The sequence below is a fragment of the Xanthobacter dioxanivorans genome, assembly GCF_016807805.1.
GTDB lineage: Bacteria > Pseudomonadota > Alphaproteobacteria > Rhizobiales > Xanthobacteraceae > Xanthobacter > Xanthobacter dioxanivorans.
This window is the reverse complement of the sequence record NZ_CP063362.1, coordinates 2,232,634-2,246,706: the sequence shown is the minus strand read 5'-3', so window position 1 is coordinate 2,246,706 and position 14,073 is coordinate 2,232,634. Positions and strand designations below refer to the sequence as shown.

The 14,073-nt window shown below is 67.2% G+C and carries 10 protein-coding genes; 7 read left to right on the top strand and 3 right to left on the bottom strand.

Going from position 1 to position 14,073, the window contains the following annotated elements; genetic code table 11:
- Nucleotides 1–5 precede the first annotated feature (5 nt).
- Nucleotides 6–1,484, top strand: coding sequence for a gamma-glutamyltransferase (locus tag EZH22_RS10645; RefSeq protein ID WP_203195601.1), 1,479 nt, complete (start codon nt 6–8; stop codon nt 1,482–1,484).
- A 492-nt stretch (nt 1,485–1,976) separates the two neighbouring features.
- Entirely contained in the window at nt 1,977–2,846 is an 870-nt protein-coding gene (locus tag EZH22_RS10640) for a MurR/RpiR family transcriptional regulator (RefSeq protein WP_203195600.1), read from the top strand.
- A 20-nt stretch (nt 2,847–2,866) separates the two neighbouring features.
- Here EZH22_RS10640 and EZH22_RS10635 read toward each other — a convergent pair whose 3' ends face one another.
- Nucleotides 2,867–3,640 (bottom strand): HAD-IIA family hydrolase, encoded by a 774-nt coding sequence (locus tag EZH22_RS10635; protein WP_203195599.1) that lies wholly within the window; start codon nt 3,638–3,640, stop codon nt 2,867–2,869.
- A 202-nt stretch (nt 3,641–3,842) separates the two neighbouring features.
- Between EZH22_RS10635 and EZH22_RS10630 the strand changes: the two genes are divergently transcribed.
- The 5 genes from EZH22_RS10630 (at nt 3,843) to EZH22_RS10610 (ending at nt 8,973) form a co-directional block, all read left to right on the top strand.
- On the top strand, nt 3,843–4,703 hold the full coding sequence (locus EZH22_RS10630) for a phosphate/phosphite/phosphonate ABC transporter substrate-binding protein (protein ID WP_203195598.1): 861 nt from the start codon (nt 3,843–3,845) through the stop codon (nt 4,701–4,703).
- Between the two features lie 146 nt (nt 4,704–4,849).
- Nucleotides 4,850–5,602 carry a phosphonate ABC transporter, permease protein PhnE gene (gene phnE, locus EZH22_RS10625; RefSeq protein ID WP_203195597.1) on the top strand — a complete coding sequence of 251 codons (753 nt, stop codon included), beginning with the start codon at nt 4,850–4,852 and terminating at the stop codon, nt 5,600–5,602.
- Nucleotides 5,599–6,396 (top strand): phosphonate ABC transporter ATP-binding protein, encoded by a 798-nt coding sequence (gene phnC, locus EZH22_RS10620; RefSeq protein ID WP_231711420.1) that lies wholly within the window; start codon nt 5,599–5,601, stop codon nt 6,394–6,396. The genes phnE and phnC overlap by 4 nt, the downstream gene beginning before the upstream one ends.
- 18 nt (nt 6,397–6,414) lie before the next feature.
- Nucleotides 6,415–7,200: a phosphodiesterase gene (locus tag EZH22_RS10615; protein ID WP_203195596.1), complete on the top strand. Its 786-nt coding sequence runs from the start codon at nt 6,415–6,417 to the stop codon at nt 7,198–7,200.
- A 138-nt stretch (nt 7,201–7,338) separates the two neighbouring features.
- Nucleotides 7,339–8,973, top strand: coding sequence for a Na/Pi cotransporter family protein (locus EZH22_RS10610; RefSeq protein WP_203195595.1), 1,635 nt, complete (start codon nt 7,339–7,341; stop codon nt 8,971–8,973).
- A 113-nt stretch (nt 8,974–9,086) separates the two neighbouring features.
- Here the strand turns inward: EZH22_RS10610 and EZH22_RS10605 are convergent, their stop codons facing one another.
- Both EZH22_RS10605 and EZH22_RS10600 read right to left on the bottom strand, forming a co-directional pair.
- Entirely contained in the window at nt 9,087–10,499 is a 1,413-nt protein-coding gene (locus EZH22_RS10605) for an MBL fold metallo-hydrolase (protein WP_203195594.1), read from the bottom strand.
- The gene (locus EZH22_RS10600; protein ID WP_203195593.1) at nt 10,496–13,933 is read right to left on the bottom strand and encodes a S8 family serine peptidase; all 3,438 of its coding nucleotides are present in this window, start codon (nt 13,931–13,933) and stop codon (nt 10,496–10,498) included. Before EZH22_RS10600 ends, EZH22_RS10605 begins: the two co-directional genes overlap by 4 nt.
- Between the last annotated feature and the right edge of the window lie 140 nt (nt 13,934–14,073).

The following is a 14,073-nucleotide window of genomic DNA, read 5'->3' as shown; positions in this document are numbered from 1 at the left end:
CCGCCATGACCGTCCTGCTTCCGGATTCCTATTCCTCCCGCATCCGTCCGGCACTCAGGGGCACGACGGCGGCGGTCTCCGCGGCCCATCCGCTGGCCACCTCGGCGGCTCAGGAGGTGCTGGCGCAGCGCGGCAACGCAGCGGATGCGGCCATTGCCGCCCAGGCCGTCATCGCGGTTCTGATGCCCGAGGCCGCCGGGCTCGGCGGCGACGGCTTCTTTCTGGTGCGCGCACCGGACGGCCGCGTGACGGCGGTGAACGCCGCCGGCGCGTCATCGGCCTCCTTTTCAGGTCAGGTCGCCGACGACGGCAGCGCCGTGACCGTACCCGGGCTCGTCATGGGATGGACGGAGCTGGCGCGCCGCTTTGGCCGACTTCCTCTCGGGCGGTCGCTGGTCCCGGCCATGCGCCTTGCCGCCACCGGCGTGCCCGTCCGGCCAGAGACCGCACGGGCGGTGGCGGCGCAGAAAGCGCGCCTCGCCCGCGGCGGGGCGGAACATTGGCCCTTCTTCGATGCGCAGGCGGACACGCTTCTGCTTCAGCCGGTCCTTGCGGAGACACTCCGGGCGATCGGAGAGCACGGCGCCGCCTGGTTCTATGAGGGACTTCCTGCCGACGCCATGAGCGCCGCCGTGCAGGCCAGAGGGGGCACGCTCCATGCCCGGGACATCGCGGCTCATAAGAGCGTGGTGGCGCAGCCGCTATCCCTGGAATGGAACGGCGTGCGCATTCACGTTCAGCCGCCCATGTCCCAGGGCGTGCTGCTGCTGATGGCCTTAAACGCCTATGCCGGGCTCGCGCCCCCGGCCCGAGCGAGACAGCACGCGCTGATCGAGCTGACCCAGGCCTCGTTCGCGTTTCGCGATCGGGCCGCGCAGGGAATGGCCCTGCTGGCCGAGCCGCTGTCCGTCGATCTCGCGCGCGCCAGCCTGCGCGGCGGGCCCCGCAGCTACCTTCACACCGCGGGTGTCGCCACCGCCGACGCCGAGGGCATGGTGGTGTCGTCGCTTGTCTCGGTCTTCGACGACTTCGGCTCGGCCATCTACGTTCCGGAGGGTGGTTTCGTGCTGAACAACCGCGCGGCCGGCTTTACCGAAGGGCCGAACGCGGCGCGGCCGGATGCGATTCCGGTCCACACGCTCGCCCCGATCCTGGTGGAGAGCGGCAATGCCTGTTTCGGCCTCGCGACCCCTGGGGCTGACGGTCAGGTACAGACGCTGCTGCAAATCCTCACCGGCCTGTTCGAGGACGGCCTCGACCTGCCCGCCGCCCTCGATCGCATGCGCTGGCGGAGCGAGGACGGGCGCCTTCTGGTGGAGGGCGATCATGTCGCCGCGGCGGATCTGGAGAGGCTCGGCCACAAGGTCATCCGGACACCTGCGGGAGACACACGTTTCGGGGCGGTCGTGTGCGCGGGGTTATCACAGGCCTTCCCCTTCGCTGTCGCCGACTGGCGGCGCGATACCTGGAGCGCCGCGCTGTAGAAGACGCGGCCGACAAGGCAAGGCGGGCTCACCCGCTTCGGGGACCGTGCGCGGAGTAAGCGAACCTGGCCGGCTCCCCGCGCACGGTTGAATGCTGGCCTCCCGCGCACGCGAGGCGTTGCAGATCAGCCGGGCTTTTCGGCACGGAGCATGGAAAGCGGACGTCCGGGCGGACCACCTTGGGTCGAGGCCGCCGGCGCGCGCCTTTCACCGAGGCGAGAGAGGGACCGGGCTCGCCTCCAGGGCGCAGCGTCAACCGGGACGGCGCCCGCGGGCCGGGCCGATGACGGGGGCGGACGGAACGCAAAACGCCGCCACCGGGGGCCACACCCCTCCTGCACCGTGCGACGGCGGGCATTGCGGCTCCGACGCACATAAATCAGGCAGAAGCGGCCTCCGAACTGCTTCCCAAACGCGCCCGGTGAAAGTAGACGGCAGGTGCGGGGCTGACCAACTCTGCATTACCGCCGGCCGTCGCTATGGATTGTTCGCATGTCCCTGCTTGAATTTCCTCTCGCTCGCCTGAAGGCCATGTTGGAGGAGTTTCCACCGACCGCCCGACGGATCGCGACCTTCATGGTCGAGAAGCCCAGTCGCGTCCTTGAGATGTCGGCGAGCGAGATCGCGGCGGCGGTGCAGGCCAGCGAGGGCTCGGTGATCGGCCTCTGCCAGCAGATCGGCGCCCGGGGATTTGCCGAACTGAAGATCGCCGTCGCCCAGGAAATCGCGATCTCACGCGCGCTCCTGCATGAGGCGATCACGCCAGGGGACAGCACCTCCGATGTGGTGGCGAAGTTTACCGCCAGCCATGCGGTGGCCCTGGAAGACACTGCCAAGGTTCTGGATACGGCGGAGATTGACCGGGCGGCGACGTACCTCGCGGCGGCCGAGCGCATCGAATTCTACGGCATCGGCACATCCGCGCCCATTGCCGAGGATGCGGCCTATCGCTTTCTGAGGCTCGGCCTTTCGACCAAGGCGGTCACCGACTCGCACGGCCAGGCCGTCAGCGCCGCATTCACCGGCCCGCGTGTGGCGACGGTGACGATCTCGCATTCGGGCCGCACGCACGAGACCCTCGAAGCCACCCGCCTCGCGAAGGAGGCAGGCGCTCATACCATCTGCATCACCAACTACGGCAAATCACCGCTCCAGCAGCACTGCGACGTGGTGCTGTACACGGCCGCGCAGGAAACGAAGTATCGCATGGAGGCGCTTTCGAGCCGGATCGCGGAATTGTTCGTGATCGACGTGCTCTATGCACGCCTCGCGCTCGCGCGCTGGGAAACCTCCCTTGCCGCGATCCAGAAATCGTATGACGTGCTCGCCACCAAGCGAACGCGCCCCTCGGCGGAGAAATAGGTGCCGCGCCTCTGGCGGGCTCATGCGACGAGCGCGCGAAGCGGGAGTTCTTCGCTCAGGAGAATATGGGGAATGCCCAGCCGGCTTGCCCCCGCGCCGTCGGTGGTGGGATTGTCTCCCACCATGACCACCTGATCGGGAGCGAGGCCGAGACGCGCCAGCGCCGCGTGGAAAAGCTCAGGCTGCGGCTTGCCGAAGACATAGGTCGGCTCGTGTCCCGACGCCGCGGCGATGGCAGCGGCGAGCGCCCCGGTCTCGGGGACGAGACGCCCGGCGGCGCCGGGGTGGCGCAAATCCGGGTTGGCCACGATGAAGGCCGCGCCGGAGCGAACCGCGTTGGCCGCTCGCGTCAGCATCTCGTAGTCGAACGCGGTCGTCCGGGCGACAAGGACGACATCGGGCGCATCGTCGGTGACGGTCAGGCACAGGGTGCGCGCCAGGGCGACCATCTTGTCGCTCGCGAGCATCATCGCGCGCGCGCGCGGCCAACGCGATGCGGTGATGCGCACGGTTTCCACGCCCGCCAGCACAATGCGCCTGGAGGCGACCTCAAGCCCCGATCGCGCCAGCCGCTCCGACAGCGCCTCCTCGGTCTCCGAGGAATTGTTCGACAAGATCATGGCGCGATCACCGAAGGCGGACAGGATGTCCCGGGCACCGTCAATCACTTCGTCGGTTCGGATGAGGGTGCCATCCAGGTCGAAAAGCACCGCGCGCGCGGCATGTAGCGTGGCGCGCGCGCTCGCGACATCCGCAAGCCGGCCGCGCGCGGCGGTTGAAATCAGGTTCTGCATCGGCACCTCGTATCTGGTCGGCTCAATAGCAGGACCCGGAAATTGATTAAAGCTCAATTCACCGGCAAAATCACTGAACAATGCATACTCTTTGAGCTTGTCTCACCGCAATCTGAATGTCACTGAATATTGATAAATCCACGCTGCTCCAGACGCTGGCGGCAACCCATACGATGTCGTCTGCTCACGAAGGAAGTGACCCATGATTCACCGCCGATCAGTACTCCTCGGTGCCGCGGGAGCCGTTTTCGCACCGGCGATCCTGCGCGCCCAGACGCGCAAGACCATCAAGGTCGCCCTCGCGCCGTCCCAGCCGACACAGGCGGAGACGCGGAAGGTGTGGGAGCCGCTGTATCGCATGGTGTGCGATCGCATCGGCGCCGACCTGCACCTGACGGTGGCCAATGACTGGGCCGGCGTGTCGGTGGCGATCGGCAGCGAGCAGGCGGACCTCGCCCAGCTCGGGCCCTGGGGCTATGTGCTGGCGCGCAACAGCTCGGGCACGCGCGTCATCAATGTGATGCTGGTCGAGGGCAAGCCGACCTATCACGGGCTCATCGTTGCGCGTCCCGATCTGAAGCTCGAAAAATTCCCGGAGGACGCCAAGGGCATGTCCATGCAGATGCTGGACACCGGCTCGACCACCGGATGGATGGTGCCGACCCATTACTTCCGCTCCCTCGGCATCGAGCCGAAGACATTCTTCGGCAAATATGCCGAAGGCGCATCAGCCGCCGCCGCGGAGATGGCCACCATCAATGGTCAGGTCGATCTCGCCACCGGATGGGATATTCACCGCAACACCATGATCAAGAACGGGCTGATGAAGCCCGATTCCAACAAGATCGTGTGGCAGTCCGTTCCCCTGCCCAACGAGCCTATCGTCGTGCGCAAGAGCATGGACGAGGAGACGGCGCTCCAGCTCCAGGCGGCGTTCAACAGCCTCACGGCGGAGGAGTTGCGCATATTGCCCTATCCGTACACCGGCTATCGCTCGACCACCCATGAACCTTACGAGATCCTCGAGAAGATGGGCCGCGACCTCGGTGTTCTGAGAAGCTGAGGTGGAATTGTAGTTGGAGCGGGATGTTCCGCTCCAACTACAGGCATGGCTAGATTGGATATCCCATGTGGCAACTTGAACGAACCCCGCCCATTCGTGGCGATGCGGGACTGTATATCGAACCACGCATTTCCCTGACCTCGCCCGTGGCTCTGCTGCGCTTTGCGCTGGCGGCGGTGATTGTCGTTCTCTTCGGCATCTGCCTGAAACTCGCCGAGGTCGACCCCGCGGCGCTTGTGGCCGGGCTACCCAGACTGGCCACATGGGCCGCGAAATCCTGGCCACCCTACCTCAACGACCTCGATGTCTACTGGTATCGAGCCGCCGAAACCGTCGCCATCGCGACGGTTGCGACGGTCTTCGCCACCGTGTTCGCCTTCCCACTCTCCATCTTCATCGCGCGCAACATCACGCCGTCGCCGATCCTGTCGGTGCCGGTGCGGATGCTCGTGAACTGCTTCCGCGGCGTGGACACGATCGTGTTCGCCCTGCTCTTCGTCGCGGCGGTCGGGCTTGGGCCATTCGCCGGCGTGCTCGGCATGATCGTGCATTCGCTCGGCGTGATCGCCAAGCTGAACAGCGAGGTCATCGAGACCATGCCAAAGGCGCCGCTGGAGGCCGCGGCCATGACGGGGGCGAACCGCACCAAGATCGTCTCCTATGCACTGCTCCCATCGGTCTTGCCGAACCTCACGTCGGTCTCGCTCTACGTCTGGGAGGCAAACGTGCGCACCTCGACGATCCTCGGCATCGTCGGCGCCGGCGGCATCGGCATCGAGATCAAGGCCGCCATCGATCTGCTCGACTTCCCGAAGCTGCTCACCGTCACGATCATCATGCTCATCATGGTCACAATCATCGATCAGTTCAGCGCCTGGCTGCGTCGGAGGCTGGCATGACCGTGATGCCCCTTCTGAAAGCGATGAAAGCCGAGAGCACCCCGGCGACGCGGCCTGTCCTGCGGCTCAGCGGCGTGACCAAGGCCTTCAATTCCGTCATCGCGCTGGATAATGTCAGCTTCTCGATCAACCCCGGCGAGGTCGTCGCTCTGCTCGGCCCGAGCGGTGCGGGCAAGTCGACCATCTTCCGCTGCATCTCGCGTCTGGCGGAGGTGGATGCCGGCCATGTCACGGTGCTTGGCCAGGACGTGGGGAGCCTGGATCGGCGCGCGTTGCGGGAGCAGCGGCGCGCCATCGGGCTGATCTTCCAGCAGTTCAACCTGATCCCCCGCCTGACCGCGCTCGACAACACGCTGTCCGGGCGCCTCGGACATGTGTCGACCTGGCGCGTGCTTCTGCGGCAGTTCTCCATGGCCGATCGCCAGATCGCGCTGGCGGCGCTGGACCGCGTCGGCCTGCTCGACAAGGCTTATCAGCGGGCCGATTCGCTCTCGGGCGGTCAGCAGCAGCGTGTTGCGATTGCGCGCGTCCTGACCCAGCAAAGCCGCCTTGTTCTCGCCGATGAGCCGGTGGCGAGCCTTGACCCGGCTTCTGCCTCCAACGTGCTGAGGGTTCTTCACGAGATTGCCCGTGAGCGCGGCATCGGCGTGCTGTGCAGCCTGCATCAGACCGACCTCGCCCTGCATTATGCCGACCGCATCGTCGCCATGCGCAAGGGCAAGCTCGTTCTCGATGACAGGACCGAGAATATCAGCGCCGAGCAGATCAACGGCATTTACGGTGAACCGGCGTAGCGAAATGAATGTCGCATGTTGATCGCCCAGCTGTCCGACCTGCATTTCTCGCTCACACCGCTGTTCGGCGGCCGTGTCGATACGGCGCATATGGCGCGGCGCGCGATCGATGCGGTCCTGCGCCTGGAACCATCGCCCGATGCGGTGATCATCACCGGCGACCTCACGGAGCATGGCCTGCCGGAAGAGTATGCGGCGCTTGAGCGCGAGCTCGCCCGGTTGCCCATGCCGCTCTACGCCGTTCCCGGCAACCATGACAGGCGGGACGCGTTCCGGCAGGTCTGGTCTCGCCGGCAGTCGCTGCCGGAAGCCGGGCCCCTGCATGTCGCCGCCGACCTGGGCGGCGTGCGCTTGATTGGCCTCGACACCCTCGTCGAGGATCAGCCCCACGGACGGCTCGACCCGGAGGGCTTGGGCTTTCTCGCCCAGGCCCTCGACGCCGGCACCGGCGACTGCGCCCTGCTTTTCATGCATCACCCGCCGCTGGATTGCGGCATTGCGAAGATGGACAGCATTCGTCTCCAGCAAGGCGCGGCGGAGCTGGAACGAATGCTGCTCGATCATCCCGAGGTGGAGCGTGTTCTGTGTGGTCACGTGCACCGGAACATCCAGGCGCGCTTCGCCAACACCATATGCAATATCGCCCCCTCGGTGGCGCACCAGATCGTTCCAGATTTCAACCGCACGGACGTGATCCGCGCGCTGTTGGATCCCCCTGCATTTCTGCTGCACCGCGTGAAGCGCGGGCATGCCATCTCTCACCTGATCTACGTCGATCCCTCGACGGCGGTGGCTTCTGAATGAAACGACGAGGTGCCAGGGCGTATCCGCCGCCCGCAACGGCGCGCCGCACATACCCCCATTCTCCGCGCGCCTGCGTGCCATCCGCGCAAAGAGAAACTCACGGTGAGTGAAGCACTGTAACCGTCGAGGCAGGATAACGTGAACAGTCTTGTCATTGATCTTGCCGGCGCCGTCTGCCTTCTTCTCTGGGGCCTGCGCACGGTGCGCAGGGGCGTGAGCGATGCCTTCGGCCCGAGGCTCAAGCATTGGATCGCAGCCGGCACGCGCAATCGCGGCATCGCCTTCGGTGTGGGCCTGATCACGACCATCGCCCTGCAAAGCAGCACGACGACGGCCCTGATGACGGCGTCGTTTGCCGAACGCATGCTGATCAGCATCGCCATGGCCCAGGCCGTCATGCTCGGCGCCAACGTGGGCACGGGGCTGGCGGCGTGGCTCTTCGTGCTCGGCGCGCCATGGCTGGCACCTGCCACGGTGATGACCGGCTTCGTCGTGTTCACCGTCGGCCGCAGCACGCGAGCGGTCGCGACCGGCCGCGCCATCCTCGGGCTCGGCCTTGTGCTGCTCGCGCTGCACATGCTGGCCCAGGCCACCGCGCCGATGCGTGGTTCTCCGGCTTTTCAGATGCTTCTGACAACGCTGGCCGACGCCCCCCTGCTGATGATGCTCACCGGCGCCGGGCTGGCGGCGCTTACGTCCTCCAGCCTCGCGATCGTCCTGCTGGTGGCATCGCTGAACCTTGGCGGCGTGCTGGCGCCCGCGCCCTCGATCGCGATCGTGCTCGGCGCCAATCTCGGCGGGGCGGTCGGCCCGGTGATTGCGACGCTGGGGGACGGGCCACTGTCGAGAAGGGTTCCGCTCGGCAATCTGGGCGTGCGGGCGATCGGCTGCTGTGCCGTGCTTCCCTTCGCCGATCACGTCGCTCAGGGGCTGCTTGCCGTCGGAGTTGGCGCGGCGGCGCTCGCCGTCGACGCCCACATCCTGTTCAACCTGCTGCTGGCAGGGATATTTCTGCCGCTCATCGGGCCTCTGGCCTCCGCCATGGGCCGGCTCCTTCCGGAGCCTCCTGTGAAGGAGGACGGGCCGCGCTATCTTGATGCTTCGACGCTGGACACGCCCGGTGTCGCGCTTGCCTGCGCCGCCCGGGAGACCCTGCGCATCGGCGACCGGATCATCTCCATGCTGGATTGCAGCCTCGAAGCCTTGCGGACCGACGACATTCAGCGCTGCGCCCGCCTGTCCAGCCTCGAAGACGAGGTCGACAAGCTGCAATCTGCCGTCAAGCTCTTCCTGGCCGAACTGGATCGACGCCCCCTGAGCGATGAGCAGACGCGCCGATCATCCGAAATCATGGCCTACGCGATCAATCTCGAACATATCGGTGACATTCTGGAAAAGAGTGTGCGCGAACTCGCCGAAAAGAAAATCAAGTATCAGCTCAGCTTCTCGCCGGCCGGGCTCGCCGAGATCAGCGCCTTCTACGTCAGCACCATCGAGAACCTGCAATTGGCGCAGAGCCTTTTTCTGTCGCGCGAACCCAGTCTCGCCCGCCGCCTGTTCGAGCTGAAGGTCGACGTGCGGCGCATGGAGGAGCGGTCGATGGAAAGCCACTTCGCGCGCCTGCGCGAAAAGCAGCCCGAAAGCATGCAGACGAGCGCCCTGCATCTCGACCTGCTGCGCGACCTGAAGCGCATCAACGCGCATATCGCATCCATCGCCAGTCCCATCCTCAAGCGGTCGGGCGACCTTCTGGACAGCAGATTGGTCGGGTGACGGTGAGGTTGCCCCTGGCCGCCTTCTCCGATCGTAGGCTTTCGCCTTCCACCCCGGGCCTCCGGCCCCGGTGGGCGCAGGCAGCCTCGGCCGAGGTTCATCGACCGCGCAGGTCACCCCAAGGTCAGATCGACATATTTTCCATGCTGGACCCGGATCGCGCGCAATGCCCCGCCGAGCGTGATGGGCACGGAAAGGCTCGCATCATGGATCCAGTCCGCGTCGGACTGGATGAAGCGGCCCGATGTGATCTCGCGCAGCCGGGCTGAGGTTTTCGGCGCCGGAAAGTCCTTCCAGCCCACCTTGCCGGCGAGGGACTCGTCCGTCGGGCTGAAGGCGACCAAGGCTGAATGGTCCATCATTTCCAATGCCGCCGCGCGCGTCGCGTTGCGGCTGCCATGGTGGCCCACTTTGTAGAACACGGTGCGCCGCAGCAGGTCGTCGGCGGTTTGCGCGGGCCGCCCGCTCGTTGCCGGGAAGGTCACTTGCGACCAGCTCAGCCAATTGCCCACCTGCGCATCGGCGGCGAACAGCAGCACGCGCCCGGTTTCGACGATTTCGAGGGCCAGCACGAGGCTGGTGTTGTTGGTGCGGGCGTCGAGCTGAAGCGCGAGGTCCACGGAACTCACGAGCCAGTCCGTGTCGATGCGGCGCCAGGCCTGGTCCCGCTCGGCTGCGCCCGTCGCCTCCGGCCCGAAGTAATGGCTCCAGAAGAAAGCCGCCGTCGCCGCGTCCTCGGGCCATTTTCCGCGCGCCAGGTCGGCGAGGGGCAGGCCCATGGTGCCATCGAAGGGGGCGGAGGGGTCGTCGTCGATGCGCAGGGTCGCCGCATTGAGGTCGAAGGCATTGGCCAGCGGCGCCGCGGAAGCCGATCGTCCGCCGAGGGCGTAGGTTTCCGACAGGATGTCCTCGATGCCCAGCAGCCGGGGGTCCCGCGGCGGACCGAGCACATAGACACGCACCGCCGGCACGCTGTCGAGCGGCGCGAGGGTGCCCGGCTCCAGGTGGCGCACGACCGGCGCGAGGCGGCGCAGCCGCTCGCGTGCATCACGCACCTTCTCGCCCTTGGCGCCGAAGACGAAGCCGAGCAGCGCGTCGATGCCTTTCGCCGTTTCCTCAAGTTCCTCCACGCCGGCCATCCGGAACGAGGCGGCGGCCAGCGCGGATGCGGCATCGGCCTTGTATTTGTCCAGCTTGCGCGCATCCGGATCCGCGGAATTCTCCGCCCAGCTGAACCATACCTCGCCGACCGTGAGGCTGGCGAACGCCTCCGCCGCCTGGATGAAGCCGGAGAGGTGGTCCCAGTGCTCGTGCGTGCCGACGATGACGTCGATATGCCCGCCTGTCCGCTCGGCAATGTCGGCGACGATCTCGCGGATCTTGTCGGCGCCGCCGCGCGCGGCGCTGTGGATGCCGCAATCGATGAGCATCCAGAAGGCGGATCCATCGGCCCTGGGCAGGGACAGCAGCATGCAATCGCCCAGCCCATGGCAATAGCAACGGATGTCCACGCTCACCCCGGTCATGACCCGTTCCTCGATGCATGCAGGATGGCGAAAGGCTCGCTCGCGGCGAAGTCGTCCTTGCCGAAATACATGGCGCGCAACGCGCCATCACCCTCGCCCCGCCGGTAGGCACGCTCGCGGGCGAGGCGGGTGGGGCTGGTGATGGCCTTGAGGATCACATAGCGGATGCGCGGGGCGCCTTCGCCCAATAGGTCGATGATCAGCGTTGCGCCGCCGAGGAACCAGAAGTCCTTCCCCGCTCGCGCCGAGGCCGCCTCCATCAGCGTCTCCGGCCGCCGCTGCCGGACAACCACCATGAGCTGGGCCACCAGCTCGCCATCCTCGCGCACGCGCTTGGCGACGCGTACATTGTCCACCATGAAGGTGGTGCCGCTCTGGTAGCCCTTCGCGTCGAGCGCGCTGAAATAGGCCAGCCCCTGCTGAAGGCCGAGTTCCGCATAGGCTTCTGGCGTGGTCAGCCCCTCCAGAAGCGCCTCCCGCAGCTTCTGGCGGTTCGCCTCGCTGGTGTCGAAGATCTCCTCGCGGCTCAGGTGGGCGGTGAGATCGAGATCGAGCGCCGCAATCGCCGGCTCCAGCCATGCCGGCGATGGGCCCTCCCAGGAATGCCAGCGCAAGGTCTCCACCGACACCGTGCGCAGGTTGCGGGGCAGGATCTGGAAGGTGCGGAAGGCTTCGAGGAAGGCCACGCGGTAGCCGTGGGTGTCCTCGGGTACTTCCTCCATGTCCGCAGTGATGAGCGCCTGCAGGTATTCGCCGAAGGTGATGTCGACCGGCGGGCAATAGTCGATGGCGCGGATGCACATGCGCAGCACATGCTGCGCCGCCTTGCAGGTCTCCTCGGCGAGGCGGGCGCCGAGGTCGGGGTGGATGGCGCCGTCCGGCAGCCTCCCGCTTCCTCCGGTCGCCAGCCGGATGAGATCGGCCGTGCGGCGCTCCACGATGGCGAGGAAGGCCCGGTAGACCGCCGACACCAGCAGGGAGCCGCGCTCATGGGGCGTGAGCGTGGTCTCGTAGCTGAGTTCCACATCCGGCTGCGTGTAGCGCCGCAGCGGGCCGGAGCGTCCGGTCCCCTCCCCGAACTGGCGGGCCAGGCCACCCAGGAAGCGCGCCGCCGACAGGTCCCCCCGGGCACGGGCGATCTCCCGCTTCACCAGATCGCGGTAGGTGAACTGCTGGAACAGGGCGACGATGTCCGCGAACGCCTCGTGAAAGGCCCGCACATCCGGGTTGGAAGCCTCGCGCAGGCTGCGCGCCTGGCCGTCGAGCAGGGCATGGGTGGTTTCGTGGGCGACGATGTCGGCCGACAGGCAGCTGAACACCATGGTGCCCGGCGGCGTCAGATCCGATACGTGCGAGTTCGCGGGGAAATAGCCGAACAGCAGAGCGGTGTGCGCGGGGCTGTAATAGGCATTGTCCTGCCTCAGCGCGTGCGGATAGACGCGCAGCCGCCTCACGAATGTGTTGCGCGCACCCGTCCGCCCCGTCCAGCGCGGTGCCCACAGGGCCTTGCGGCCGAGCGCCGCCTCGAAATGCTCGATGGTGCGCATCGCCACCGCATAGACCATCTGCTGGTGGAAAGCGGGGCTGCCTTCCGAGGGCGGCGCGCCGTCCTGGAGGAGCAGGTTGGGATTGTTGAGGTCCACCGGCGGATAGGCGCGATTTGAGGCCGGATCGATGTCCACCACTTCCAGATATTCGCCGACCGGCCCGGGGGCGAGGTTCGGTTCATTACGCACGTCCACGGTCGCGATCTGGTCTTCGTAGGAATTGAGCGAACCACCGAGGCTCGGGTCCAGCGCGAAGATCCGCAGGCGGCGGCGGGCCGGCGGCTTGACCGGATTCGGCGTGGCCTCCTGCGCCGTGGAGGGCGCGAGGGCGCGCGGCGGCGGGATGCGCTGGCCGCGGCCGGAAAGGTTGGCTGCGATGGCGGCCTTCAAAGGCCGCGACGCAAGGGGGGAAGCTTCCGCCGCCTCGAGGAAGCGCCGGCGCTTGGGCGCGGTCACCTGGTCGACATCAGGATCGTCCATGGCGGCCGCCACCGCCGGATCGCGCTGGGCAAGCTGCATGAGTTCCAGCCCCAGCAGCCGGTCGGCTGCGGCAGCGTTGGCAAGGGTGAAGCCGAGCCCCTCGCCCGTGAGCAGCTTCAGCCAGGCAAAGCCGGCGCTGGCCGGCGCCTCCGGCGTCAGCGCCCCCGCCGGAAGAGGAGCCTGCTGCAGCAGGGCCTCGGCCTGCAGCGCGCCCCAGCCGAGCTTGCTATCCGGCCTGGTCCGGCCGCCGAAGGCAGCGCTGGCGAACAGGGCCCGGCGCGTCGCCTCCCCGCGCATCCAGGGCTCGGGCAACCGGCTCAGGGCCTGCGCATGATGGGCCAGCCACAACGCCGCCGCGGCGGCGATCTGCGGTGTGGCCGAGGACGTGCCTTGACCGTCCTCGTCGATCACGTTCGGACAGCCGATCTCCGGCCAGGGAATGTTCGGCGTGAAGCCGGACAAGGCGGTGAGCATCTTGCTCGCCGGCCCGTAGCATCCCTCCATGGTGCCGGGCTCGAGGCCCGAATAGGACTTGAAGTTCGCCATCACGCCGCAGGCGGCGACGACGCGGCGCATGCGGGCGGGATAGACGATGGAACGCACCGGGAAGCCATTGAAATTGTTGCCCGCGGCCGCCACCATCACGAGGCCGCCCGCGTAGCATTTGTTGACCGCATCGGCGAGGATGGCCGAGGCGAGGCCGCCCATGCTCAGCGTCAGCACCTGGGCGCCCCGGGCCAGCGCATAGTCGAAGCCCTGCGCCATGGTGCCGGTCCGGAACCGCACGACGGAGTCCGCGATGCGGATGGGCAGGACGCGCGCCCCCGGCGCGCCGCCAATGGTGGGCCCCGCCAGAATGCCGATGGTGCCGGTGCCGTGACCGTAATTGGTCAGGGAGCTCGGGGGAGCGAGATCCGTGGCACTGTCGGGATCTGGGTCGCCGGACACGAAGCTGTGCTCCGCGGCGTCGAGATATTTGGGCTTGAAGCGGTGGCCCGGGTCGTAGCCGGTATCCACATGGGCGATGAGCACCTGGCGCAGCGCCGCCGCGCTGACCTTGCCGCGCGCCAGACCAAGGCCGCTGAACTCGGCGTCCAGATGCCACCGGTCGTGCGGTCCCACCGTCTTGCCGCCCGAGCCGTCCTGTGGTTCCGCAACGCATTGCGCATTTCCGGCGATGCTCGGCCATTGCTGCTCGAAATCCGGCTCCGCCGCGAGAACGTCTCCGCCGCCCGCCGCGAAGCCCGAACCCATCATGGCATGCGCCTGCTCCCAGGGATCGTCTGCCGCGCTGACCCGCACCCATTGCGCCGGCGGGGCCTCGGCCAACCCCATGAGTCCATCCCCCGCGGCGATTTCGAGAAGCACCTCCCCGCCCTCGATGAGCCGCCGCGCCGCGACTGACATGCCGGCGTCCGCGTTGCCGCGCAGCTTGAGGAGCAAGGCGGCAGGCGCCGGTGGAGCAATATGTCGATCACTTGCCACCTGATGCCCCAATGCCAAGCTGCGATGCCTGCACGCGATAGTTGCGCAGGCCTCTTGAGCAT